Consider the following 26,984-nt stretch of genomic DNA (forward strand, 5'->3'; position numbering starts at 1 on the left):
GGACGTGCCATTTAAGATCCCCGTGACTTTCAGGGCATCACCATCCACATCGCTGTCATTCGACAACACACCGTTGTCTTTATTCACGGTGAGTGTGGCGTCTTCTTTTACTTCACCCACATCAGCCGTTAGTTTCGGTGCATCATTAGTGCCGGTGATGGTAATTTTTAGAGTCGTAGTATCAGTAGCACCTAAGTCATCCGTTACAGTAACTGGCACTTCAATAACAAGTTCTTCACCTTCACCCAGACTGTCATAAGACGATGCGTCAAATGTGTAGCTACCATCTGGATTTAAAGTCAGACCTTCTACTTCTGAAGTAGTGGTAAATACCAACGACTCACCTTCTGGGAGATCAACATCCGTTGCAGTCAGGCTGCCAGTAATCACCTGGTCTTCTAACAGACTGCGCTCTTCAGGTTCGGCGACCGGAGCATCATTCACAGGCGTTACTGTCACATTGACAACCAACGTATCCGTACCACCATTACCATCATCAACGATTACGGTAAAGCTGTCTGGGCCGTTGTAGTTTTCATTTGGTGTGTACGTCCAGGTGCCGTCTGGATTAACAACAGCAGTACCGTTCGTAGGCGTTGAAGTCTGTGAAAAAGTCAGCGTATCGGTTGGGTTTTGGTCTGTGGCCGTAAGAGTGCCGCTGATCGCGGTATCTTCATCTGTCGTTACGGCAAGACTTTCACCAAGCGGATCGTTGTTTAAGTCAACGAAAATAGGCTCAAACAGTTGGAATTGGTCTAATAGAGTTAGGCTTTGGGTTTGGGATAAGCCTAGTGATTGGAAGCCTTCCGTTGTGAACTCGGTGCTGGCAATAGTTTCGGTACCATCACGAGAAACAGAGCCACTTGAAGTCAAGCTCGACCCTGTTTGCCCACCAGCGGCCGTTGCGAAATCTTCACCAAGCTGGGTTGGGTCTTGCCCTTCTTCTAAGGCCGCAAAAATATCGTCAATTTCAGCGGTAATATCTTGAGGCTGACCACCTTGATCAACTAGCTCAACCTGTAACTGCTGATCGCCGCCGTTTGTATCGGTGTCTGCCTGAACGATAACCTCACCAGGCTTGGGCAGTTCGCCGTCGATTAGAACACGTACATTACCGTTTACGTCGATGACGATAATTTGGTTGGCTGCAAGATTACCCATTGCTACGTAAGTACCAAAACCCATATTTTAAGTCCTTAATCCTTGACTGCTTTCTTTTGTTATGTTGCCTGTGACAAATATTTGGCAAAATATAAATTCATATTCTTTATAAATTACCATTTTTCATATCTGCGCTAAACCTGTTTTTTGGACAAAAACCGCAACAAACACGACACAAGTTGCATTTCTCAACATTGAGAAGCGGAACTAAGATCTCGATTTTAGCTGCTTTTATAGAGTATGGCGTTCATATAAACACTCTTTGAGACATAAAATCGACCACGGCCCAAATTAACATAATTACAACAACTTATTTGTTAAATAGATTAGTTTTCTCTGCTTAAGGGTGTTATTTTATTGGCGCTATTAATGGGTATATCTCAGTATTGAGACAAAAAAATTGAGTAATATCCTCACCTACGAGCACTTCGAGGAGAGTCAGAGTGAATTGGAATAAGTTGAAAGTACTAAGTTGCGCGGTCGCACTTAGCTTTCCAGCACACAGTCAAACATTAGAGCAAGCCGTCGCATTTACGATTACGACCAACCCAGAAATCAAAGCCTCTTACAACGAATTTAAAAGCAAGTTTTATGATGCAGAAGCTTCTGGTGGCGCCTATATGCCAAAGCTCGACTTGGATGCCGGAATTGGTTTCGAAGCTGTTGATCCAGCCACGACAGCTCCAAAAACTGAGTTAACCCGTAAAGAAGCAACACTAACGCTTACACAGCTTTTGTGGGATGGCTCGGCGACACTCAACGATATGGATCGTACCGCAGCAGATGCGGAATCTGTTCGCTTCCAACTAATGTCAGACGCTCAAGACATTGCTCTTCAGGTGACTAAAATCTATTTAGACGCTACAAAAGCTTACGAAGTGTTGGCACTATCGGAAAGTAACCTTGCTGTGCATAAAGAAATTTACTCAGACATCAAAAAGCGCGTTGATTCCGGTATTGGCTCAACAGCAGACTTATCGCAAGTTGAAGCACGTTTAGCAAAGGCGCATGGTAACTTGCTCGCCGCACAGAACAATCTGTTTGATGTCCACACTCAGTTCAAACGCATTGTTGGTCAATCCCCACAAGGGCTTACCTTCCCTCGCGCAGATCAAACCGCCATTCCTTTTACTGTCGACGAAGCATTGGATACCGCGTTTAACGCTCACCCAGTGATTAAAGTAGCGCAAGCAGATGTCGATTCTGCTCGATTCCAATACGATCAAACTAAAGGCGTGAATTACCCGACCTTATCTATTGAAGCGAACCAGACCTGGCGTGATGACGCAGGTGGTATCAGAGGTAGTAGTGACGAGTTCTCGGCAATGCTCCGCATGCGTTACAACTTATACAACGGCGGTTCAGACTCTGACCGAACCGAAAGTGCCGCATATCAGCTTAACAAAGCAAAAGATTTTCGTGACCGCACCTACCGTAGTGTAGAGGAAGGCTTACGTCTCTCTTGGAGTGCGCTTGATCTAACGGTACAACAGAAAGACTTTCTTGCAGACCACGTAGACTCGGCATCAGATACCGTTATCGCGTATGAAAAGCAGTACAAGCTTGGAAAGCGTACCCTACTTGATCTATTGAACACCGAAAACGAGTTGTTTGAAGCACGTAAAGGGTATTTAGATGCTAAATATGATGAGCAATATGCTAAGTATCGTGTAATGAACGCGACAGGTAACTTGTTAGCAGCACTTCGTGTCGATACACCTCAAGAGTGGAATGAAAAGGTAGAATACTGATATGAATAAATCACTTGTAACTATGATTATCGCGGCTACCGTATTCACTGCACCGCTCAAAGCAGAAGACGCATACGAATACATTGATACTCCCACGCCAAATCAAGTGGACGACTTACTTGACGATGATAAAGATGGTGTTATTAATGCTCGTGATCTGTGTCCTCAAACACCACGCAAAGCAGATATCGATAACGATGGCTGTGGCACCTACGTAAAGACTGAAGAAGAGATGAGCTTACATATCTTGTTTGCAAACGACTCTGATGAAATTCAACCCGCATTTCTCGCCCAGATCCGCGAAATGGCCGAATTCCTTGAAAGTTACCCTTCGACGTCAATTGAACTTCAAGGCTTTGCAAGTAAAGTTGGTCAGCACGAATACAACATGGCTCTATCTAAACGTCGTGCGACATCAGTAGAAGATGCGCTTCTTGCGAACGGTGTTGAGTCTAATCGAGTTCGTATCGTCGGTTTTGGAGATACCAACCTAAGTGAATCGGGCACAGATGAAATCAGTCACGCCAAGAACCGAAAAGTTGTCGCGACAGTTATTGGCCACAAAGGCAACGTAAAAGAAGAATGGTCTATTTTCACTAAAATTAAAAAATAGCCGCTTTTCTTAGATTAAGGGAGCTTTGGCTCCCTTTTTTATTTTGCTTTGCCCTATTGAGTGTTACCCTAGCAGCGAATCCACGTATGAGATAATACCAATGAGCAAATTAACTGCTGATATTCAAGCAAACCTTGAGTTATTCGTTGCTGAAACGAAGCAATCTAAACTAGTTTGGGGAATGCGTAACGAAGAAGGCTGGCTGTCTTGCGATTCTACAGAATTTGAAAACAGTGAAGTAATGCCTTTCTGGTCTTCTAAACAAGATGCAGAAACTCACAATGTTGAAGAGTGGGCAGATTTCGAAGTGCTTGAGATTCCGCTAGACATCTTTGTTGAAGATTGGCTACTCACCTTGGCAGAAGATGGTGTTCTAGTTGGAACTAACTGGAATGACCAACTGGAAGGTAAAGAGATGGAACCATCTGACCTAGCTAAATTGTACTTAGACTAAGTAGATTTGAAAAATGCGCCTCGAAGGCGCATTTTTTATAGAAATCAAAGCTATCTAAGTCGCATTTATTCAATTCACATTTAGCAACACATTGTACCCTATTAGTAAGTTACTCTACTATGTAACAAACAAAACTAATACTAAATACAATGAAACGTCTAATCGCTTGGTATATCGCTTTTGCTGCGCTTGCGCCTACATCGGCACTGGCCATCAATACAAATCATCTAGAGAAGTGGGAGATCGCTTACAGCGAAGCTCTTAAGGTCAGCGAGAACAAAGCACTATCGATGCTGCAGGATCGTTACAACTCGCTACCTCCAAATATCGAAAAGCTCTACATTAGCTCCAAACTACACAGTTTCATGACGCAGCGAGGACAGCCATATTATGGCAATGAGCTCGTCTTCAATCCGGAGTATTCCAAGTTAGAACAAACATTTATTGAAGCTCTCAATAAGGAGCTCAATCTCGACTTTTCAACCGCACGGTCAACCTACCTCGACTTACTTAAACACTTTAGTACGAGCAATGATCTTCAAGGCAAGATTCTGTTTGAGTACCACCTATGTCGTGCGATGAACATGCAAGGTCAATATTACAGTGCGCAGCTGTATTGCAACGCACTTGAAACACACATAAAAGATACCGACCAATCGATTCTTCCCAAACATCTAGCTCTTCGCGTGATAGCGAACAACCAAGAGTTCACCGGAGATTATAAGAGTTCACTTGAAACCTACCAAAGCTACCTTGCGGTTATTCCAAGTTACGTTGACCCTTCAGGGGTATACAATGATGCTGGCCTTTTGCTTAAAACACTCGGCCAGTTTGATTTGGCTAAAGAGTACCTAACGATTTCTCTCCGGTTAAGAACGGCGGCTAAATCTCCTCTTAAAATGGCACAATCTCACCATAGCATGGGCGATATATTGTTAGCATCGCAGGATTATCATGGCGCCGTCGAACATTTCAAACGCTCAAAACTTCTGCTAGATAGATTCAATCATGCCTATGGATTAACCTATGTAAAACTCGGCCTAGGTAAGGCTTACGCGGCATTAAAACAATTTGATCTTGCAGAGCAATTCTTATTAGATTCGCTCAACTCCGCTGAGACTCAAAATAATGAGCAGATTCAAGGTGAGATCTATCTTGCACTCTCCCGACTAGACAGTGCAAAAGGTGGCTACAACTCGGCACTGTATTTCGCTCAACGAGCAAATGATTTGGCCACGAAAATTGGTAGTGAAGGATTACAAGCAAGAGCGCTTAGAACAATGGCACAGCTTGAGGAAGCTAATGGCAATTACGCCGTCGCCCTAAAACATTACCAACACTATTTTGATTCAGAGTTATCTAAAAGAACTAAGAGCAGCCGCTCAGCTTTTTTGGCGTTAGAACTCGCGCAAAAAGAGTTTAATCAGAAAGTGAAAGATAACAAGAGTGTTGAAATCATTGAGTCTCTTGAGCGAGAAGTGGCTAAGTTACTCACTCAAAGGCAGATGTTCTTACTGCTTATCGTCCTGTTACTCGCAACCATCATCGGACAGTTTTTCTTTACCAGAACGAAAAGTAGAAAAGCAGAAATGGATCAGCTTACAGGGGCGCTTAACCGAGCCGCGGCCATCAAACGAATTAGAGCGATTGATAGAACCTCAGCCCAAATTCGCAAACACGTACTCATCTTACTTGATCTAGATGACTTTAAGCATATCAATGACAGCTATGGCCACCCTACCGGTGATCGCGCTCTCGCTACCATAGCAAAAGGAATCAATGAAGTTATCAATGAAGAGGATGTATTTGGTCGACTTGGAGGGGAAGAGTTTGTCATCGTGTTGAGAAATGTCGATGAGCTTGATGTTAGAGATAGAGTAGAAAATCTCCACCAGACCATCGCGAGAAGCACCTTTGAAGCGGAAAATAGAGAAAAGCTCAACGTTACCGCGAGCTTTTCTTATCTTGCTACATCTAAACCACTACATGACTTTGATGAACTCTATTCAATTTTGGATCAGGCGCTTTATCAAGTGAAACAAAACGGTAAGAACCAGATTATTGATGCCTACAATGAGCCTATTTATCTGCCGAGTTCTGCTTACGTACCAGTTCAGCCATAATAGCCTTGCGATCAGAAAGGTAGTCGCTTAAACCTACCTTTCTCAGCTCGCAAGATGGGCAATCGCCACACCCATCACCGATGACACCATTGTAACAAGTAAGCGTTTTTTCTCTTACCAGTTGAAGAGCATCGTATTGATCCGCTAATGCCCAAGTTTCTGCTTTGTTTAACCACATCAGTGGCGTAGAAATTTCTAGCTGGCGATCCATACCCTGGACAAGCGCATTATTCATCGCTTTTACAAAATCATTACGGCAATCCGGATAACCCGAGAAGTCTGTTTCACACACACCGGTAATTACAGTTTGTGCGCCAATTTGATAAGCGTAAATACCTGCAAGGGTCAGAAATAGAATATTACGTCCTGGTACGAATGAGTTAGGTAAACCGTTTTCTTGTAACTCATGAGAAACCGGAATATCGTCGCGCGTCAAAGAGCTAATGGCAAGCTCGTTCAGCAAGCCGACATCCATTACTTTATGCGCTTTTACGCCCAGATCTTTCGCTAAGCTTTGCGCAACTTCGATTTCAAGTTTATGACGCTGACCGTAGTCAAATGTGATGGCATGAACTTCATCAAAATCTTTGATTGCTTGTACTAGGCAAGTCGTTGAGTCTTGTCCGCCACTAAATACGACAACTGCTTTTTTCATTTTGAATTCCTTTACGCAATACTTAGATATTTGTGTGTTTGAATCGATAAGCGCCAGTTTCTCGCAACACATACATCAATACAGAGCTGGGTCGCACGAGGCTTTTGACTAATTGGTTGAAGTGCAATCGTTGTCACTTCAGGCACGTTGGCTCTTTCCAACAGTTCATCTAGGTGGTCGATATCTTTTTGCGTCGCCACCGGATGTTTGATCTCATTCGCTCGAACCAGTGCAGAATCAAGAACGGGGAGCTTACCTTTCATCGCGACTTTAGGTGACACCGTCACCCATGTATTGTCTGTCGCTTTGACCTCAGATGTGCCACTGGTTTCGATCTGACATCGACAACCATGCGCTTCAAATGCTTGAGTCAAAGGAACCAGATCATAGATACAAGGTTCTCCGCCAGTAATCACAACATGCTTAGCTGTGTAACCTTGCTTTATGTACTCATTAACAATGTCCATCGCCGATACAGAGCACCAAGTTGGAGAGTCCTCTTTCTTAGCTAAGATCTCATCTAGAGGTCTTTCGTCTTGAGGAGTTGCATCCCAAGTTTGCTTGGTATCGCACCACGCACAACCTACAGGGCACTCTTGCAAGCGAACAAATACAGAAGGAACACCGGTGAAGACCCCTTCCCCTTGGATGGTTTCGAACATTTCGTTAATTTTATACAACTTAATCTCAGCCTAATTTATCTTCAAAATTCTGCAGGAACGTGACCTTAAAGGAGACGCCGTGGAAGGTCAACTAAATCATAAATAGATCAATCTTTTCACAGCGATTATTCTGCTTCTTTTTTGTTAATTTTGTAGTTAGATTTTAGGTAAGTTATGTATAAGCTAATAGCACTCGATTTAGATGGTACGTTGCTAACGAGTGACAAAACGATCTCCCAAAGAACAAAGCATACGATCGCTGAAGCGCGTAAACGAGGTGTAAAAGTCGTACTCGCATCTGGTCGTCCATTAGATGGAATGCAAAGTAAGCTAGACGAACTTGAGATTGAGGGTGATAACGAGTTTGTCGTTTTCTTCAATGGCTCAATGGTGAAGGAAATTGGCACAAATAGAGTGATCCACTCGGCAATTATTGACGGAAAGCGAGCAAAGCAAGTCGCGGAACTGGCTAACAAACTGAATTTAGATTGCCATGCGTTCAGTAACGAGTTTGGATTAATAACGCCAAAATTCAACGAGTTCACCGACGTTGAAGCAACCATAAATCAAATACCAGTCATCGAGAAGAACTTTGATGAGTTAAACGATGACCATCCGATCATTAAAGCGATGATTGTCGGTGCTCCTGACAAACTCACCGCCGCAATCGAAAATATTCCAACTTGGTATCAAGATGAATTCACAATCGTCCAAAGCGCCCCTATTTTCTTGGAGTTTTTAAACCTTGAAAGTAACAAAGGGGTTGGTATTAAGGCAATTGCTGAACATTTAGGCATTTCATCTAGCGAAGTGATCTGTATGGGCGACGCTGAAAATGACCATCATATGATCGAATACGCTGGGTTAGGCGTAGCGATGCAGAACGCAATGGAGCAAACCAAAGCAATCGCCAATCATATTACATTGAGTAACGATGAGGATGGCGTGGCTGTTGTCATTGAAGAGTTCGTTTTAAACAACTAAAACTCTGGGCTAAAGCTGACTATTCAGCTTTAGCTACTTTACGTACTGAGACGGCAAACATAAGGATCAATACTGGATACCTCAACGCTTCAACGCTCAGTGAGGCAATACTGCTTGAGGATACATGCTCAGCGATAACGCCAATCATTCCATTTGCTAAAACAAGCATCACGGTAATCATCAGCAAAGCCTTTCCGGATGCGATATTTGCATCTCGTTCAAAGGTTATCACTAGCCCTAACACAGTTAGAATTATCGTCAACCAATAAGTAAAAATCGGTGTCGGCCAAAACAAGGTCATTACTGCACAAGCGATAAGCAAAATTACCCAAACCATTTTTGAAGTCATCAGTGCTTTCGCATCCACCTCTGGCTTAGATTCGAGTCGAATCAAATGCCAAGAACAAAGTATGCCTAAAAGAGCGCCACTTATACTGTCAGTCAAAAACGCTGAACCGCTATAAAACTTAGCGGCTGTTAGCCATAGTAGTGCGAAAAACAGTGATAACGACCAACGATTAATCGAGAGTTTCTCTGTTCCATTCAAGACAAGAACACCCACACATGACCATACTGCAATAGGCAAACTCGGAAGGCTAAAGCCATAGCTCTTGGCTAGATCTAATGCTGGCAGATAAACATGTGGTCTAGGGAAGGCAAAACCTTGCTGTGCAACCAAACTAAGCAGTGACGTCATAGTGACGGCAAAAAAGACCTTATAGCTAAACTCTTTACCAAACCGCCAGTACAAAAGCGGAAATAGAAACAAAATCAGAGAAGGCTCTGCAAGCCAGTTTCCGGCCAGCAGTAAAGGTTCGACAGTGTTTGCGATACCATTGGGTAGCTTGAGAAAGAAGTGCTGAATCTGAGTCATCCAACTCAATTCAACTTGATGGAATGCTGGCGCCGCTTCAGTAAGATTGCCAACAAAAACGACTTTTTGATCGGTCGCCTGAGGCAAAACCGTCCCTAGCCACTCAAGTTGGTCAGGAAAGCGATACGCCTGTTTTGGGACAACAGTAGGATCGATTAGCATTGCGGAAGAGACTTCAATCCCATAGTGAGGTGCAAACCAGATAGGCAGCTCGTAGCCGTCTAATCGATTGTTGAACTGGAATGAGACGATATCAGAGTCAGAAACGCAATCGTAGAATACCGTTTTTTCACTGCGCCCAAGCTCACCTTTAATCGAAACCACTAGCCCTGTTTCTTCCCACGTTTCTCGTTGTGCAGCGATTTTAGGAGACTCTCCCTTGACCACGCCACCAGCAGGAATAGATAGCTTGTTGGTGAGAATTTCTTTGACTAATACAATCTTTTCACCAGATCGAATAACACACGCAGCCCCAGTGATGGACGAGTCATTGGCAATAGTGAGTGTAGAGACAAATAGAGAGATAAACCCGAATACGAGCGATAATGTTTTAGTGTTGAGCTTCATTCTAAATTCTTGTTAATTAGTCACTGACTTCCGTAACCAATGGATATGATGTTCAAAGCCGAAATCTTGGTAAAACTCAATTGCAGACTGGTTAAATTCCCACACTTCAACAAAGATTTCTTTTACGCCATATTCCACAAACCGTGTCTCGATATGCTGACACAGCCCTACTGCATGCCCTTTACCACGGTAGTCCTTAACGATATACAGTTCATCGATGCTACCCATCTGAACTGGCTTACTTACTGTGGAAATGAGCTCGCAAAAATGACCACTAATAAATCCTATGATTTGTTCGCCTTCACACGCGACGAAGACAAGACACTCAGGATCATCTAAATATCGAGCAATACTCTTTTCCTGTTCGATGTCTTCAGCCGTTTTAAAATATTGCGGACACTGAAGATGATGCTCATCATGCAAATAAAACATCAGATCATTTAACTGCTCTAAGTCTTTGTCATGCGCACTACGAATGGTCACATTGTGCATAAATATTTTTGCGTTACGAATAAAGTAACAGTTTGGCGTTTTCACAGAAATTTTTCAATAAAAAAGCCCCTTTAGCTAGGGGCTGGATTTTATAATCAGAAAAAACTGTTACTTTTCATTTACGAATGCAGTGCTTTTTCAATCTCTTCTAGACTCGCAGGATCATCGATCGTCGAAGGCACGGTATATTGCTCGCCATCAGCTATCTGGCGGATTGTACGGCGCAAAATCTTACCAGAACGTGTTTTTGGCAAACGTTCTACGACGAGCGCATGTTTAAAGCAGGCTACTGCGCCAATTTCATCACGAACCTTACCCACCAGCTCACCTTCAAGCTGGACGTCATCGACCTTTACACCATCTTTAAGTACAACCAGGCCTAATGGCAATTGACCTTTCAAATCGTCATGAACACCAACAACCGCACATTCCGCAATAGCCGGGTGGCCGCCAACGATCTCTTCCATCTCACCAGTTGATAGACGGTGGCCCGCAACGTTAATCACATCATCGATACGGCCCATAATGAACAGGTAGCCCTCTTCATCGAGATAACCTCCATCACCCGATACGTAATAACCCGGGAACTGACTCAGATATCCAGACTCGAAGCGGTCGTGGTTACGCCATACCGTAGGCAGACAGCTTGGTGGCAGTGGACGTTTCAAAGCGACAAAGCCCTGCTTATTCGGTGCGACGGGCTCACCAAGTTCATCAAGAATTTCCACTTGATAACCGGGAATCGGTTTAGTCGCGGAACCGGCTTTTACTGGCATCAATTCAATTCCAGTAGGATTACCGGCAATCGCCCAACCTGTTTCCGTTTGCCACCAGTGATCAACCACTGGTTTGTCGGTTTTGCTTTCTACCCACTCTAATGTCGGAGGGTCTAAACGTTCACCCGCCATAAAGATGATTTTAAGGTTTGATAAATCGTATTGCTTGAGGCACTCACCTTCTGGGTCTTCTTTCTTGATCGCTCGGAAAGCGGTTGGGGCTGAGAACAGTACTTCAACTTTGTACTCTTCACACACTCGCCAGAATGCGCCCGGATCCGGAGTCCGTACTGGCTTGCCTTCAAATAGTACTGTTGTACAGCCATGAATCAGCGGCGCATAGACGATGTAAGAGTGGCCTACGACCCAGCCCACATCAGAAGCTGCCCAGTAAACACTATCTTGGGGAATGTTATAAATCGCACTCATTGAGTACTTCATCGCCACAGCATGCCCACCATTATCGCGTACTACACCTTTAGGCTTACCAGTCGTCCCTGAAGTATAAAGAATATACAGCGGGTCAGTCGCCAATACTGGCACACATGCGTGAGGTAGAGAGCTTTCAAGTGCTGTCGCCCAATCCACATCTCGCTTAGGCTGCAGCTCAGCTTCACACTGAGCTCTTTGTAGAACCACCACTGTTTCAGGCTTCCACCGGCTATCCATAATCGCTTTATCGACCAATGGCTTGTACGGAATAACTTTATTGACTTCGATACCACAAGAAGCAGTCATCACCAATTTGGGCTCCGCATCTTCAAGTCGAACCGCTAGCTCGTTAGCTGCAAACCCGCCAAACACAACGGAATGAATCGCACCCAGTCGCGCGCAGGCAAGCATTGCCATTGCTGCCTCGGGGATCATGGGCATATAGATAACGACGCGGTCACCCTTTTCAACGCCTTGTTCTGCGAGCATACCCGCAGTTTTTGCGACCTGGTCCCGAAGCTCGGTATAGGTATATTTTTGCTTATTCCCGGTCACTGGTGAATCGTAGATCAATGCGGTGTTATCGCCACGTCCTTGTTCGCAGTGATAATCAAGCGCTAACCAAGAGGTATTAAGCATTCCATCGGGGAACCAGCGCTCTATACCATTTTCATCCTTGGCTAGAATCGTTTGTGGCTGTTTAAACCAATCAATATTTTTCGCTTGTTCCGCCCAAAACGACTCAGGTTCTGACAGCGCCCATTGATACTCTTTTTGATATGCAGACATAGTGCTTCCTCCAGTATGTCCTGACATTGCTTTTCTGGTAATTAACCGGCGCTAATTACGCAAAGATATCGGAGGGTACGCGCACAAATCCCTCCATGATGATTCGAGCACTGCGGCTCATTACAGCTTTTTCAACGACCCAGCCTTGTTCATCTAGCGTGGCGGCCGCTCCTACTTTCAGCGTTCCCGACGGGTGACCGAAAGTGACTGACTTCATTTCTCCACCACCAGCAGCACGGTTAACTACGGTGCCAGGTACACAGGAAGCCGATGCAATCGCTACTGCTGCGGTTCCCATCATAGCGTGGTGTAATTTACCCATCGACAAAGCGCGAACTAGTACGTCCACCTCGTTCGCTTCAACAGGCTTACCACTAGAAGAAAGATAACTTTTCGGGCTCGCAACTATGGCGATTTTTGGCGTGTGCTGACGAGCTTCAGCCTCTTGTAAATAATCAATCAAACCCATCTTCAACGCACCATAAGCTCTAATTGTTTCAAAGCGTTGTAATGCGGCTTCATCGTTATTGATATCATCTTGAAGTTCCGTCCCCTGATATCTGAGAGCTTCAGCGTCAAGGAAAATCGTCGGGATACCCGCATTGATCATGGTTACTTCAAACGTGCCAACATCAGGAACCTCTAGCTCATCGGTCACATTCCCAGTTGGAAACATGCTGCCTTCGCCGTCTGCGGGGTGCATGAAGTCGACTTGAATTTCAGCAGCTGGAAACGTCACACCATCTAGTTCAAAGTCGCCCGTTTCTTGAACTTGCCCTTCGACTATTGGCACATGAACTACGATGGTTTTGCTGATATTCGCCTGCCACACTTTGACGGCGACCGTACCATTGGTTGGGATGCGAGCTTCATCAACCAATCCAGCATGAATGGCAAAGGGGCCAACAGCGGCAGATAGATTGCCACAGTTCCCACTCCAATCGACAAAAGGTTTATCAATTGATACTTGGCCGAATAGATAATCAACATCGTGATCTGGCTTATCACTTTTCGATACAATCACGGTTTTGCTCGTACTCGACGTGGCACCGCCCATACCATCGATTTGCTTAGCATAAGGATCGGGACTGCCAATCACTCTTAGCAGCAACTTGTCTCTCGCCTCTCCGGGAGTTTGAGCTTGTTTTGGCAAATCTTCTAGACTGAAGAATACCCCTTTACTCGTCCCACCACGCATATAGGTGGCTGATACTTTCATTTGGCTAGATACTGTCATAGCGGCCACCTATTGGGATAAAAAGTCTTGGGCAAAGCGTTGCAAAACACCGCCAGCGTTATAAACACTAACCTCATCGGCGGTGTCCAAACGACAAGTCACAGGAACATCGAACTTTTCGCCATTAGCACGAGTGACGACAAGCGCTAGATCTGCGCCAGGCTTGATATCACCGATGACGTCATAAAGCTCACTACCATCCAGTTCTAGCGTTTTACGATTTGTGCCAGATTTAAATTGAAGTGGCAAAACGCCCATTCCGACTAGGTTGGTTCGGTGAATGCGTTCAAATCCTTCGGCGACAATCGCTTCAACCCCAGCTAATCGAACCCCTTTCGCTGCCCAATCTCGAGAGGATCCTTGACCATAATCAGCCCCAGCAACAATGATCAACGGCTGCTTGCGATTCATGTAGGTTTCAATTGCTTCCCACATTCGAGTGACTTTACCCTCTGGCTCAACCCTTGCGAGTGAGCCTTGTATCACCTCACCGTTCTCTTTAACCATTTCATTGAACAGCTTAGGGTTAGCAAATGTCGCTCTCTGTGCGGTCAGGTGATCGCCACGGTGAGTAGCGTATGAGTTAAAGTCTTCTTCAGGTACATCCATAGAAGCGAGATACTCACCCGCAGCACTGCTCGCCAGTATCGCGTTGGAGGGAGACAAGTGATCAGTGGTGATGTTATCGCCTAGTACGGCTAAAGGTCTCATCGCAGATAGCGTTCTTTTACCTGCTAGCGCCCCTTCCCAGTATGGTGGACGGCGAATGTAGGTACTTTTTGGTCGCCAGTCATAAAGAGGGTTGCTATTACGCTCACCTTCATCGAGTTTAAACATCTGAATGTAGACCTGATTAAACTGCTCGGGCTTAACATGCTTGCCGACGACCGCATCGATCTCTTCATCACTCGGCCACAAATCATTGAGATAAATAGGATTGCCCTGTTTATCTTTACCCAACGAATCGCGTTCAATATCAAAACGCATGGTTCCAGCTAGGGCATAAGCAACCACCAGCGCCGGCGATGCCAAGAATGCTTGCTTAGCATAAGGGTGAATTCGACCATCAAAGTTTCGGTTACCTGATAGCACTGCCGTTGTATAAACGTCGCGGTCGATGATTTCCTGCTGAATCTCTGGATCAAGCGCGCCACTCATACCATTACAGGTGGTACAGGCATAAGCGACAATTCCAAAGCCTAGCTTTTCTAGTTCTGGTAAAAGACCTGCGTCTTCGAGGTATAGCTTGGCAACCTTTGATCCTGGGGCAAAAGAAGATTTCACCCAAGGTTTACGTACGAGTCCAAGCTCATTGGCCTTCTTGGCAACAAGGCCAGCCGCGACCACATTGCGCGGGTTACTTGTATTGGTACATGAAGTAATCGCCGCGATAATGACTGCCCCATCGGGTAATTGCCCCTCACTAGTCTCAGCCTCACTCTCTTTTGCAATACCGCGCTGCGCAAGCTCTGAGGTTGGCAAACGTCTATGTGGGTTTGATGGCCCAGCCATGTTGCGACAAACCTTGGACAAATCGAACTCTAATACTCGCTCGTACTCAGCGGTTTCAAGATCATCAGCCCACAGACCCGTTTGTTTGGCATAGTTTTCAACAAGCTCGACTTGCTGCTCATCTCGACCCGTCAGTTTTAGATAGTTAATGGTCTGCTCATCAATGTAGAACATCCCAGCCGTAGCGCCGTACTCTGGCGTCATGTTAGAGATGGTTGCGCGATCGCCAATGGTTAAGTCTTTTGCTCCTTCCCCAAAGAATTCAAGATAGGATGAAACCACTCTTTCGTTACGCAAAAATTCAGTAATCGCCAAGACAATATCTGTTGCTGTAATCCCAGGTTGGCGCTTGCCGGTAAGCTTGACACCGACGATGTCAGGTAGTCTCATCATTGAAGGACGGCCAAGCATGACAGTCTCTGCCTCGAGTCCGCCAACACCAATCGCAATCACCCCTAGAGCATCGACATGCGGCGTGTGACTATCCGTACCGACACAAGTGTCTGGGTATGCGATACCTTGCTTAGCCTGAACAACTGGAGACATTTTCTCCAAGTTGATTTGGTGCATGATGCCATTACCAGCAGGAATAACGCTGACATTCTCAAACGCGGTCTTACACCACTCGATAAAATGAAAACGGTCTTCATTTCTGCGCTCTTCAATCGCCCTATTTTTATCGAAAGCGTCTGGGTCAAAACCTGCGTGTTCAACAGCAAGAGAATGGTCAACAATCAGCTGGGTTTCTACCACAGGGTTGACTTTGGCAGGATCGCCACCTTGTTGGGCAATCGCATCTCTAAGGCCTGCAAGATCAACCAACGCTGTCTGACCTAGAATGTCATGACACACAACTCGAGCAGGATACCAAGGAAAATCTAAGTCGCGCTTTCGCTCGATGATTTGCTCTAGACTTTGAGTCAGAGTGTTAGGGTCACAACGCCGTACTAACTGCTCAGCCAGCACTCTTGAGGTATAAGGGAGTTTTTCGTAGGCACCTGGGGATAGTGTATTTACGGCTTCTCGGGCATCAAAATAATCAAGATGGCTTCCCGGAAGCGATTTTCTGTATAGGGTATTCATGCTCATATCTGCTTCCATTCAGGTAGATGTTTGCTCCCTTAATCAAAGGGAGCAAAGTCGACAATGCTATCGTTTTTCGATTGGAACCCAATCTTGATGATCAGGGCCTGTGTAATCTGCACTTGGTCGAATAATTCGGTTATTAGCGCGTTGCTCGTAAACGTGCGCAGCCCAACCTGTTAGGCGACTCATAACAAAGATCGGCGTAAATAACTTGGTGGGAATATCCATAAAGTGATAGGCCGAGGCATGGAAAAAGTCCGCGTTACAGAACAGGCCTTTCTCTCGCTTCATTACTGCTTCAACGCGTTCAGAAACCGCGTACAAATGAGTGTCTCCCACTGCGTCTGAAAGCTCTTTTGACCAACGCTTAATCAACGCATTACGAGGGTCACTCTCACGATAGATAGCATGACCAAAGCCCATAATTTTGTCTTTGTTGGCTAGCATCTGCATGATGTTTGCTTCCGCTTCATCTGGTGTTTGCCAGTCTTGAATCATCTCCATCGCGGCTTCGTTTGCACCACCATGTAAAGGACCACGAAGCGTACCGATCGCTGCAGTAATACAAGAATGAAGATCGGAAAGCGTCGAAGCACATACGCGTGCTGCAAAGGTAGACGCATTGAACTCGTGCTCTGCGTATAGAATGAGCGAACAGTGCATGACCTGCTTGTGAATCTCAGTTGGCGCTTTGTCGGTCAGCATTTTTAGAAAGTAGCCACCAATACAGGTTTCGGATTGATCGTCTGTATCAATGCGCACACCATCATGGCTAAAGCGGTACCAATAACAAATGATGGCAGGAAATAGAGCGAGCATTCTTTCTGTCGCGTCTAACTGCTCTTCAAAGCTCATCTCTTGCTCTAGATTACCCAATACCGAGCAACCCGTTCGCATCACATCCATTGGGTGCGCCGAGGCAGGAACAAGCTCTAACGCTTGCTTAAGCTCACTCGGTAGACCTCGCAAACTAATCAGACGCGTCTTATATTCATCTAACTCTTTTTGATTGGGTAAGTGACCACGTAACAGCAAGTGGGCAACTTCTTCAAATTGAGCATTATTCGCCAAGTCAGTAATATCGTAACCACGATATGTTAGACCTGTCCCCGTTTTACCGACAGTACACAAAGCTGTGCTACCAGCGCTTTGGCCGCGTAGACCTGCGCCACCTAACTCTTCATTCTTTTTCGATGATAGAGGCATTTTGAACTCCTTTTCTGTTTGATATTGCTCTCTAAGTGGAGCGTTATTTACCAAACAATTTCACGTTATTGGATTGATTCCGAATCGGTTTCGTTGGGCTTCCGTTTGATCCTATTTTCCTTCTGAAAACAGCTGATCAAGCTTGTCTTCATAATCATGATATTTGAGGTGCGCATAGAGCTCTTTACGAGTTTGCATCGATTCTGTCAGCGCTTCTTGGTTACCCACTTCTAACAGGTGCTTGTAGACCATCTCTGCTGCTTTGTTCATTGCACGGAACGCGCTGAGTGGGTACAGCACCATGTCAACTTTGGACTTAGCAAGCTCTTCACAGCCGTACAGCGGCGTCTGACCAAACTCAGTAATATTCGCCAGTATCGGCACATGTTTCCCGGTTGCACTCTCTAGCGCTTCAGAGAACTGAACATACTGCTCTAGCTTGTTCATCGCTTCTGGGAAAATCATGTCAGCGCCCGCTTCAACGCAAGCAATCGCACGTTCAATAGCACTATCGATCCCTTCAACCGCCAGAGCATCCGTACGAGCCATCACCACAAAACTGTCATCGTTACGCGCATCCACTGCGGCCTTAACGCGATCGACCATCTCTTGTTGGCTAACAATGGCTTTATTTGGGCGATGACCACAACGTTTCTGCGCTACCTGATCTTCCATGTGTACCGCGCCCGCACCCGCTTTCTCCATTGCCTTGATGGTTCGCGCGATATTAAATGCACCACCAAAACCAGTATCGATATCAACTAGCAGAGGTAAATCACACGCATTGGTGATTCGCTCAACATCGACTAAAACGTCATTAAGTGTGGTAATGCCCAAATCGGGTAAGCCATAAGAGGCATTAGCGATACCACCACCTGATAAGTAAATAGCTTGGTGCCCCAGATTTTTTGCCATCATGGCGCAGTATGGATTAATGGTCCCTACAATTTGCAGTGGATCGTTTTGCTCAACGGCAAGTCTAAATTTAGCTCCTTGAGATAAACTCATTGCTCTTTCCTCTAGTCCGTTTTTGGGCTTTAGTCCCTAAGGATTTGTTGTTCGATTAATGTTCGGCTACCCGAGATATGGCGTCTCATCAGCATCTCAGCTAACTCTTCGTCTCTATTCTTGATAGCTTGTAAGATATATTTATGCTCATCGAGCGCTTCAACGGGTCTCGACTGAGCTCTAGGCGATTGATATCGATACATTCTCAACAAGTGATAAAGCTCATCACACAGCAATGAAATAAGCTTACTGTTGCGGCTGGCGAGAATAATGCGATAGTGAAAGTCGAAGTCACCGTGCTGATGGAAATACGAAGCACCCTCGACTTCATCAATATGATTTGAATGTGTCGACAATACAGCTTCTAATCCTACAATCTCTTCTGCAGTGATATGCCTAGCTGCAAGTCGAGCAGCCATACCTTCTAGCGCCTCTCTAACTGCGTATAGCTCTATTAGCTTTTCAGGTGAGAAAGTAATCACTCTGGCACCGACGTGAGGGATACGCTCGATTAGGCCTAATCCTTCAACTCGCATTATCGCTTCACGCAGAGGCCCCCTACTTACCTGATACTTCTTAGCTAACTCTGGCTCAGATATCTTGCTGCCTGGGGCAATTTCTCCACTAACAATAGCCTCTACCAATGATTCGGTTAAGCTCTCTGATTTAGTGTTTTCTTTTTCAGAAACGCCTTCTTTAAGTCGAGTTTTAAGTTCAATATTCATCTTTAATACACTCGCTGCCTGACAGCAAACTGTCTACAATTTCATCTTCTAAGATTAAAATAGACCATAACATTGTCGACAATCAAGCAAATTGTCGACAATTTAGACCAAGGTAGTAGTCCAGATTAGTAAAAAAAAGATGTAACATTGGTTGAGTCACAGTTGCTATGTGATGCAGAGCAAGATTATTGCAATCTCGACAATGACTTAGTTGCTGTATGAGATTAGTATCTTAGATACAGAAAGGAATCTTGTTAATTAAGAGGCTTATGCACTCTCCAACTACTAAATCGATTCTGGCAGGATTGATTGCAGCCAATATTTCTGGGTGCTCACTGTTCTTTGCGGATGAGCGAGAACCTTACTATCCGTTGCTGAGAGACAGTACTTACTCAGATGAAGAGCTTGCGGTGATTGAAACCGATAATGTTCTAAAATCAGCGGTTAGACACAACGACTTTGTGCTTGTTGAAGATGAAACTCGTGTCAACCAATCTGTCGACAAAGTTTTTGCCGAAGCGATAAACAACCATGCTGTTTCTGTGGAAGACCTAAAGGGTTCACAATTCCATAAAGGGTTAGAACAAATTATTAAACAGTTCACTTGCGAACTGTACGCCAGTCAGCAACCTCAAGACTCGGTTCAACTATGCCCACAATCGAATCAGATTGTCGACAATGGATTAGACTACCTGCCTTTTGAGCAAGGTTTACGTACAGCTCAACGTCTAAGTACGACCGAACAAAATGAAAGTGATACGTTGCAGCTCGAACTGTTTCTTAAAAGCACCCATGAACGTCCGTTAGAATCCCTATGGGGCGCAGTGCATGAACTCGGTCACTTTAAGGGCAGTCAGTTGCCACCTGAAAGCTTAGTGCTAACCGTTAATTTAAAAGCGTATAAAAAAGACAACAAAGCACACACTTGGAGATATATGCATCCTGAGCCGCTTATCTTCTTCGTTGTTCTTCCTTCTGTTGATCACCTCGTCAGTCGCCCTAACGAAATCGAAAGTATGGATTTCGCCTACCGGAGTGCCAAGCTACTGGTTGTAGATAGCAGGTAAAATCCAATCTCTCACTTTGCGACAAACATCGGCTAGTAACTATTCTGGCCGGTTCCCTGTGTGTACAAAATCGCCCCTCAAACACTAAGTTATTGTTTATGTTGAATATGTGATTGTATATCGATTACATATGTAACTGACAATTTTAATAAATGAAACTAATTTGATATACGTTCATATTTTATAAACCCATTTGAATTTAACATTTTTTTAACCTTGCATTTCAGCAACTATGGCTTCGCTTATTTAATACAAGGAGTCACAAATGCAAGTAAGCGTCACAACAACAAAAACTATGCTCGCTACCATTATTAGCTCAACGCTACTATCTGGGTGTTACTGGGATGATCCAGAAAAGGCAGCGAAGTACGTCAGTAGTAAAATTGATCGCGAAGAGGTCGTGGAACACTTAGAAGAGCTTGAAGCTCGGGCATCGAAAACAACTGATGGAGCGTCCGTTACTCGAGCGGCTGGTACGGAAGGCTATGCACAGTCTCTCAACTATATTGTTGATACCATGCGCGCCCATAACTACGATGTGGCAATACAAGAGTTTGATTTTCGTGCATGGGAAGAGCTTTCGGGTACAACCCTAAATGTAAATGGAACCGAGCTAGTCGGTGTGCGCAATGCCAGTGAAGGCGTAGAGCCGGACTTTGCCGCCATGTCCTACTCTGGTAACTCAAACGGTTTACTTTCCGCAGATGCCGTTTTCATTACTCCTGATTTTAGATTCGATGCGCCTGATTATGACAGTACAGACGGCTGTGAGTCTTCCGACTTCGCTGGCAAAAATGTGACGGACAAAGTAGCTGTCATCCAACGCGGCGGATGTAGTTTCAATACCAAAGTCGTCAACGCTCAAAACGCTGGAGCTAAAGGTGTTATTGTATTCAACCAAGGTAACGCTGAAGGCCGTACAGCGGTCGTAAATGGTACATTAGGTAGCGACAGTACTGCCACTATTCCGGCTCTCGGTGCTCGTTACTCTCTTGGTAAGCAATGGTATGAGCAGAGCCAAACCTCTGCAGTGCCTATCGCGTTGAATATTAACGTCCAAGATGAAAAGGTACTCACCCAAAACATCATTGCTGAAACCAAAGGCGGTAATGCTAATGAGGTTGTCATGCTTGGCGCACACTTGGACTCTGTTCCAGAAGGTCCTGGAATCAATGACAACGGTTCAGGTACGGCAGGTCTACTCGAATATGCGGTAACCCTTGCGAATTTGAAAGCACCTGTTAAGAACAAGGTACGTTTTGCTTGGTGGGCAGCTGAAGAAGCAGGTCTAGTCGGCTCTGAGTACTACACCAACGAGCTCTTCGCGCCACTGCGTAATCAAGCGCAGCAGGAAATCCTAAAAGAACTCGGCTTGGATGACCCTAGCCAGCTGACGCCTGAACAGATAGATCTCGTCGATGCTCGATACTATGAGTTAAACAAGGTTAAGCTCTACCTAAACTTCGATATGATTGGCTCACCTAACTACATCTTTGGCGTTATGGATGGAGACTTATCAGATACGAAAGACAGCCCAGATAACGCTTACACAGGTGATTTCCAGCCGCCATATGGCACATCACATATCGAGTCTGTGTTTAACAAGTTCTTTACTGAAAAATCAGAGTCTACCGTTCCACAAGCTTTATCTAAACGCTCGGATTACGCTGGTTTTGCTGATTGGGGCATCGCTTTTGGCGGCTTGTTCACTGGTGCAGAGAAAGTGAAGTCCGCGCAGGAAGTCGAAAAGTTTGGTGGCGAAATTGATGTCGCTTATGACAAATGCTACCACCAAGCCTGTGATGACCTAAACAACGTTAGCCAAGAAGCACTATACGTCAACACTCAATCACTTGCCTACGTCACGACTTTCTATGCCTTCAGTGAGCCTGTCTTCCCAGAGCAACAACCGCAAGCACAACAAGTGCTTCGCACTTTAAGCAGCGAATCTGCTCCAACTAGCAAGCTTCGTGTAGGCCAGAAGCTTAAGGCTGCTGATAGTGTTTCTGATCATGATCACTTCCATGGTGACTTCGACCAAGACCGCGAGTAGCTGTTCTTATTGTCCATAAAACCAAAGCCGCGCGTGTACAATGCGCGGCTTTTTATACGACTTTCACCCATTTCAACGGCAAACGCTCAAAAAACACTCAAACCACCTCTTACCACTCTAATCTGGATTATAAATCTCAGTTAATTTGATTTATTTACTTATGAATACCTGCTACTTTTTAATGAATTATTAACAGACATCACAACCCATTGTTTCGAATAGATTTAGTCGAAACATGATCGTCAGTTTTAAAGGAAGTGTTATGGCTGAAAAATATTCGGCGTCGGCGAGCCCTATTTCTGCGAAGGATTACAAAGGGCAAGAACACAAGGTCAGTCAGTTTTCTGTGGCTCAAACTCTCTCTGAGTCTTTCGAGGTTTCCGCAACCCTTGTCTCTAGTAACTTCGACGTCCAAAGCCAATTAGGGCAACTTCTCACGATTAACCGATATTCAAACATTGCAGGTAGCGCGACTCTAACCCGTTCTTTCAATGGTATTATCACGCGTATTGAAAGCTTAGGGATGGACAGCAACCTACAATACGTTTTGTACCAAGTTACTTTAAAGCCTTGGTTAGAGCTTCTCAAACATACTCACGCTTTTCGGGTTTACCAGAACCAATCAACCAAGGACATTGTTAGCGATATTTTCGATAATGCGGGTTTCAAGGGCTGCTACAAAATAGCCAAAATGCCTACGACCAAGCGCGAGTACTGTCTGCAATACAACGAGTCCGATTTTGACTTTGTCACACGTTTACTTGCGGAAGAAGGGGTTCATTACTATTTCACCCATTCTGATAAAGAGCACACACTTGTACTGCAAGATGCGCAATCGCCTTTCGATAAAGCTGACAATGCAAAATTTGATATGGTGGAAACACCGACAGGATCTTTACCTTTATTAGAGTCTTGGTCACCAGCCGTCGCATTTCACGGCGCAAGTGTAGAGCTCACCGCTTACGACTACAGCCAAACAAAATTGGTAACGAGCAAGGCGCAAAAGAGCAGCAACACCATCGCAAACAATACCAAACTGACTAATGTCCACTACCCACCTTTGGGCGTTGCGGGAGATAAAACCGATCTGGCCAGTAATCTAGCCAAGCGCCGTGCTGAGCATCTAGCACAGGATTACCAAACCATTGTCGCAACTGCTAAACATGACTTATTTGATATCGCGACATGGTTCTCCCTCTCTAGCCATCTAGACAAGTCGCAGCTATCCGATTATTCGATTATTTCGATCAAGACGCACTACTCTGAAGATGTGGTGTGTGACACCGAAATAAAAGCAGTACCTAAAACAACCTCTTACTATCCAAATCCGGTCGCCAAACAAAGAGTTCACGGACTACAAAGTGCCACTGTGGCAGGCTCAACGGCAGGTGAAATCAATCAAGATGACCAAGGGCGAGTTAGGATCCAGTTCCACTGGGACACAGAGGCGAGTGGTGACAAAACCAGTTGCTATGTGCGCGTGGCTCAAATGATGGCAGGAAGCGGCTATGGTGCCCAGTTCATTCCTCGTGTAGGTCAAGAAGTTCTGGTGGCGTTCATCGATGGTGATCCTGACCAACCTATCATTACTGGCAGTGTCTACAACAGTAAAAATGCACCACCGTACAAGGAAGCTAATTCAACTAAGAGTGGTATAAAGACCAAGCTTACCGGGCAATCCAATGAACTCTATTTTGATGATAAAAAAGATAATGAGTTGATTTACCTACACGCAGCGAAGGATATCACGCAAGAAGTAGAGAACAACCATATGGAAACGGTTAAAGGTGAATTGACGCAAAAAGTGACCAAGCAAATGGCTATCTCTACAGAAGATAATTACAGCCTGACAGTCACTAAAGCGATGTCTGAAAAAGCGAAATCCATCACTATCGAGGCTGACGATAGCATCGACATCAAAGTGGGTTCGAGCAAAATTTCGATTTCATCTTCTTCGATATCTATTGAAGCAACCAATATTGATATAAAAGCCAGCAGCGGCTTGAACCTACAAGGCACCAATGTGACCAGTAAAGCAACTTCTGCGAACAAAGTGTCTGGTACAACGACGGCTTTAGAAGCGACCAGTTCAAATTCAATCAAAGGCTTGAGCGTAGCGATAAAAGCGGACACAACGCTTTCAGCAGAAGGATCATTAAGTGCAGAGTTTAAATCCGGACTTAAAGCAACATTTAATGGTGGTGTGATGGGTGAAGTGAAAGGCGCTATCGTTAAGGTAAACTAATGAGTTATAAAAAAATCCCTTACCAGACTTGCGGGCAAATCCTGCCTCGATTTACGGCTTCAGACGAAGCGAAAGAGTTACTTGACGAAGAGTTGTCCGTAGAACAAACGATTCAGTTACTTCAAGAGAACCAACTCAATAATGACCTTGTGCAGTTTCTCGCTCACGCTTTGCCCGTTCGCGAGGCCATTTGGTGGGCAAGCCTCTGTATACAGCTACGTAATGACGTTTGGAGCTCTACTCAAACACAATGTATTCAAACCGCTCAGCAATGGGTGCAAGCTCCGGCGGAAGATCTCAGACGCAAAGCAGAGCTCCTGTCTAATCGACTCGAATTAAACTGTGGGCCTTCATGGTTAGCGCAAGCGATATTTTGGAATGGCTCCGGCAGTATAGTGGCACCGGATCTGCCTGCAGTACTCCCAGACCCGTTTCTTTACGCCAAGGCTGTTGCAGGCTCAATTAATCATGCTGCTGCCCTGCCTAACTGGCAAGATTCTGAAAAGTACTATACTCAATCCGTGAGTTATGCGCTTGATATCGCTAACGGCGGCAATGGAGGTAAAGGATGACCTTAGCAGCCCGCTTAACAGACATGCATGTATGTCCGATGCAAACTCCTGCCGTACCGCCAATTCCGCACGTTGGTGGTCCTATTTCTGGCCCTGGTGTGCCCACTGTACTCATCGGAAGTATGCCAGCAGCCACACTCGGCGACATGTGTGTCTGTGTTGGCCCACCCGATTCCATCATTAAAGGTAGCGCAACCGTACTAATAATGAACAAACCCGCCGCTCGAATGGGTGATACCACTGCACATGGTGGCACTATCGTATTAGGTATGCCCACAGTAATGATAGGTGGTTAAAAAACCACCTTGCGAACAAGGGTTTAATAAAAAATAAGCGTGCTCCGTCCAATTTTCTAGATGTATGTCACTTTTTTACGTAAATAATAAATTTGGGCGAGCCTTTTTCAAAAATAAGCCTAGACTATCAATTGTAAGCAATAGCTAATAAATTACTATTCTAACAATTGCTTACGTTAACCAAATTACAATAATTACGTAACGGAATTTGCATGGTAGATATTGCACAATTGTTGGCACCCATTTCAGAAGACTCCCCGACTGGTAACTACCTTAAGCTTGATCGCTCGATCTATCGCGCGTTACGTAATAACTATAATGCTGCGCAATCTTCATTCCGTCAGCTTATTGAAACACCTGATGCTTCTAGCGATGAGGCTTTGTTAGAAGCCAATGAGTCCAACTGGAGTCAACTGCGTAACAGCACATTAGAAGCACTCACCCAATCAACCAAAGATTTAGAGTTGCTTGGTTGGTACATCTCAAGCCAACTATTCACTGCGCAGCCATATCAAAACCTCGCTGATTCAACGAAAGTACTAAAAGAGTTCATCGAGAAGTTTTGGAGCAATCTACACCCTACTCTGCCTGACAACAAAATTAAGAACGACGATGAACAAGGTAAGCTAAGAGAGATCGCCGATTTCCGTATCAAGCCATTGTTACAACTAGTGGGTGAAAGCAACGACTCAACAGCCCTGTTCATGCCTCTACAGCTTATCGGTCTGATTGATGACATTACTTTTGGTGATTATTTAAGAGCAGAACGCTCTGGTGAGCTTGAAGAGCTCAAGAAAAAAGCCCAACAGCTGCACAATAGTGACGTTGAGCAGACGGTGCTTTTGCTCTCTGAGGCTTATCAGAACTTTACTGAAGCGGAAATCGCCATTGCCAAAGAATGCCAACAAGTTGGAGTGACCCCTATTAGCTTCCGTTTTGCGAAAGCCAATATTGCCGATTCGATTAACGCCATCCGTTTTCTAAACGAAGACAAGTTCGCTTTCTGGCCATTAGGTGATGACTACCTACCTCGTCAAGAACAAGTCGTAGAACCAGAACAAGAACAAAGTCCGCTTCAAACTACTGCTGCTTCTACAGACAGTGTACCGCCGGCAGCAGTTGAAGCGACTAGCAGTCCTATTCAGGCTGTTGCCACAGTGCAAACTGTCGCAACGGTTAATCAGATTCAAGTGAGTGCGGACCAGATCGCTAGCCGAGATCAAGCTTTTCAAGAGCTGAGAAAGATCTCTGAGTTTTTCAAACAAACTGAGCCACATAGCCCAATTTCGTTCTTGCTAGAAAGAGCAATACGCTGGGGTTACATGAGCCTGCCTGAACTCATGCAAGAGATGACAGGCGGCAATAGCGGCGTAATGCAACAAATTAATCAATTAACGGGGATGGATAACTTAAATCAGCTTGATCTGAGTGATAAAACGTTATCAACCTCTTCTAACGTTATTCCAACCGCAGCTGCTTCAAATGGGGCAGCTGCACCTACTAATCAGACTTCTCCTGTAGAAATACCAACTCAGGAAAAGACCGATACTAATCAATCATCACAAACTGAAGCAAGCTCCACCGAATCATCAGGTAATCTGAATGACTTCGAGTGGTAACCAAATGCTGATCAGCAAAGGAGAA

General features: G+C 45.0%; 22 protein-coding genes. 11 read left to right on the plus strand and 11 right to left on the minus strand.

The genetic code is table 11. From position 1 onward, the window contains the following. A partial coding sequence (locus AC5O63_RS11075) for a cadherin-like domain-containing protein (protein ID WP_494505015.1) occupies positions 1-1,185 on the minus strand: 1,185 nt, incomplete at its 3' end. 419 nt (positions 1,186-1,604) lie between these two features. Here AC5O63_RS11075 and AC5O63_RS11080 point away from each other — a divergent pair. The 4 genes from AC5O63_RS11080 to AC5O63_RS11095 all read left to right on the plus strand — a co-directional run bounded on the left by AC5O63_RS11080 (position 1,605) and on the right by AC5O63_RS11095 (position 6,102). Further along, on the plus strand, positions 1,605-2,912 hold the full coding sequence (locus AC5O63_RS11080) for a TolC family outer membrane protein (protein WP_004743850.1): 1,308 nt from the start codon (positions 1,605-1,607) through the stop codon (positions 2,910-2,912). 1 nt (position 2,913) lies between these two features. Then, positions 2,914-3,525, plus strand: coding sequence for an OmpA family protein (locus AC5O63_RS11085; RefSeq protein ID WP_494505016.1), 612 nt, complete (start codon positions 2,914-2,916; stop codon positions 3,523-3,525). Between the two features lie 100 nt (positions 3,526-3,625). After that, entirely contained in the window at positions 3,626-3,979 is a 354-nt protein-coding gene (locus tag AC5O63_RS11090; RefSeq protein ID WP_004743853.1) for a DUF2750 domain-containing protein, read from the plus strand. Positions 3,980-4,128: 149 nt separating this feature from the next. Beyond that, positions 4,129-6,102: a diguanylate cyclase gene (locus AC5O63_RS11095; protein ID WP_494505017.1), complete on the plus strand. Its 1,974-nt coding sequence runs from the start codon at positions 4,129-4,131 to the stop codon at positions 6,100-6,102. Here the strand turns inward: AC5O63_RS11095 and queC are convergent. Both queC and queE read right to left on the minus strand, forming a co-directional pair. Next, positions 6,059-6,757: a 7-cyano-7-deazaguanine synthase QueC gene (queC, locus tag AC5O63_RS11100; protein WP_239854346.1), complete on the minus strand. Its 699-nt coding sequence runs from the start codon at positions 6,755-6,757 to the stop codon at positions 6,059-6,061. The two genes, AC5O63_RS11095 and queC, sit on opposite strands and share 44 nt — an antisense overlap. 11 nt (positions 6,758-6,768) lie before the next feature. Next, positions 6,769-7,437, minus strand: coding sequence for a 7-carboxy-7-deazaguanine synthase QueE (gene queE / locus AC5O63_RS11105; RefSeq protein WP_494505018.1), 669 nt, complete (start codon positions 7,435-7,437; stop codon positions 6,769-6,771). A 156-nt stretch (positions 7,438-7,593) separates the two neighbouring features. On the opposite strand from queE, the gene AC5O63_RS11110 reads away from it, so the two are divergent. After that, complete coding sequence (locus AC5O63_RS11110) at positions 7,594-8,403, plus strand: Cof-type HAD-IIB family hydrolase (RefSeq protein ID WP_494505019.1); 810 nt, start codon at positions 7,594-7,596, stop codon at positions 8,401-8,403. A gap of 19 nt (positions 8,404-8,422) precedes the next feature. Here the strand turns inward: AC5O63_RS11110 and AC5O63_RS11115 are convergent, their stop codons facing one another. The 8 genes from AC5O63_RS11115 to AC5O63_RS11150 form a co-directional block, all read right to left on the minus strand. After that, positions 8,423-9,844 carry a bifunctional NUDIX hydrolase/phosphatase PAP2 family protein gene (locus AC5O63_RS11115; protein WP_494505020.1) on the minus strand — a complete coding sequence of 474 codons (1,422 nt, stop codon included), beginning with the start codon at positions 9,842-9,844 and terminating at the stop codon, positions 8,423-8,425. A gap of 12 nt (positions 9,845-9,856) precedes the next feature. Then, a complete protein-coding gene (locus tag AC5O63_RS11120; protein ID WP_494505316.1) occupies positions 9,857-10,336 on the minus strand; it encodes a GNAT family N-acetyltransferase in 480 nt (159 codons plus the stop codon). Positions 10,337-10,455: 119 nt separating this feature from the next. Beyond that, complete coding sequence (locus AC5O63_RS11125) at positions 10,456-12,333, minus strand: propionyl-CoA synthetase (RefSeq protein WP_494505021.1); 1,878 nt, start codon at positions 12,331-12,333, stop codon at positions 10,456-10,458. Positions 12,334-12,388: 55 nt separating this feature from the next. Continuing rightward, entirely contained in the window at positions 12,389-13,570 is a 1,182-nt protein-coding gene (gene prpF / locus AC5O63_RS11130) for a 2-methylaconitate cis-trans isomerase PrpF (protein ID WP_494505022.1), read from the minus strand. Between the two features lie 9 nt (positions 13,571-13,579). Continuing rightward, complete coding sequence (gene acnD, locus AC5O63_RS11135; protein ID WP_494505023.1) at positions 13,580-16,171, minus strand: Fe/S-dependent 2-methylisocitrate dehydratase AcnD; 2,592 nt, start codon at positions 16,169-16,171, stop codon at positions 13,580-13,582. 60 nt (positions 16,172-16,231) lie between these two features. Continuing rightward, entirely contained in the window at positions 16,232-17,374 is a 1,143-nt protein-coding gene (gene prpC / locus AC5O63_RS11140) for a bifunctional 2-methylcitrate synthase/citrate synthase (protein WP_272787013.1), read from the minus strand. A 111-nt stretch (positions 17,375-17,485) separates the two neighbouring features. Then, positions 17,486-18,382, minus strand: coding sequence for a methylisocitrate lyase (gene prpB / locus AC5O63_RS11145; protein WP_004742860.1), 897 nt, complete (start codon positions 18,380-18,382; stop codon positions 17,486-17,488). A 29-nt stretch (positions 18,383-18,411) separates the two neighbouring features. Next, positions 18,412-19,107 carry a GntR family transcriptional regulator gene (locus AC5O63_RS11150; RefSeq protein WP_494505024.1) on the minus strand — a complete coding sequence of 232 codons (696 nt, stop codon included), beginning with the start codon at positions 19,105-19,107 and terminating at the stop codon, positions 18,412-18,414. A gap of 269 nt (positions 19,108-19,376) precedes the next feature. Between AC5O63_RS11150 and AC5O63_RS11155 the strand changes: the two genes are divergently transcribed. The 6 genes from AC5O63_RS11155 to AC5O63_RS11180 all read left to right on the plus strand — a co-directional run bounded on the left by AC5O63_RS11155 (position 19,377) and on the right by AC5O63_RS11180 (position 26,959). Next, entirely contained in the window at positions 19,377-20,174 is a 798-nt protein-coding gene (locus tag AC5O63_RS11155; RefSeq protein WP_494505025.1) for a hypothetical protein, read from the plus strand. 265 nt (positions 20,175-20,439) lie between these two features. After that, entirely contained in the window at positions 20,440-22,227 is a 1,788-nt protein-coding gene (locus AC5O63_RS11160; RefSeq protein WP_494505026.1) for a M28 family metallopeptidase, read from the plus strand. A gap of 262 nt (positions 22,228-22,489) precedes the next feature. Beyond that, positions 22,490-24,472 (plus strand): type VI secretion system Vgr family protein, encoded by a 1,983-nt coding sequence (locus tag AC5O63_RS11165; RefSeq protein WP_494505027.1) that lies wholly within the window; start codon positions 22,490-22,492, stop codon positions 24,470-24,472. Continuing rightward, positions 24,472-25,044, plus strand: coding sequence for a DUF6931 family protein (locus AC5O63_RS11170; RefSeq protein ID WP_494505028.1), 573 nt, complete (start codon positions 24,472-24,474; stop codon positions 25,042-25,044). The genes AC5O63_RS11165 and AC5O63_RS11170 overlap by 1 nt, the downstream gene beginning before the upstream one ends. After that, positions 25,041-25,340, plus strand: a complete 300-nt coding sequence (locus AC5O63_RS11175; RefSeq protein ID WP_494505029.1) for a PAAR domain-containing protein — start codon at positions 25,041-25,043, stop codon at positions 25,338-25,340. Before AC5O63_RS11170 ends, AC5O63_RS11175 begins: the two co-directional genes overlap by 4 nt. A 212-nt stretch (positions 25,341-25,552) precedes the next feature. Further along, positions 25,553-26,959 (plus strand): type VI secretion system protein TssA, encoded by a 1,407-nt coding sequence (locus tag AC5O63_RS11180; RefSeq protein WP_494505030.1) that lies wholly within the window; start codon positions 25,553-25,555, stop codon positions 26,957-26,959. Positions 26,960-26,984: the final 25 nt, after the last annotated feature.

Source organism: Vibrio sp. SCP2, assembly GCF_059295395.1.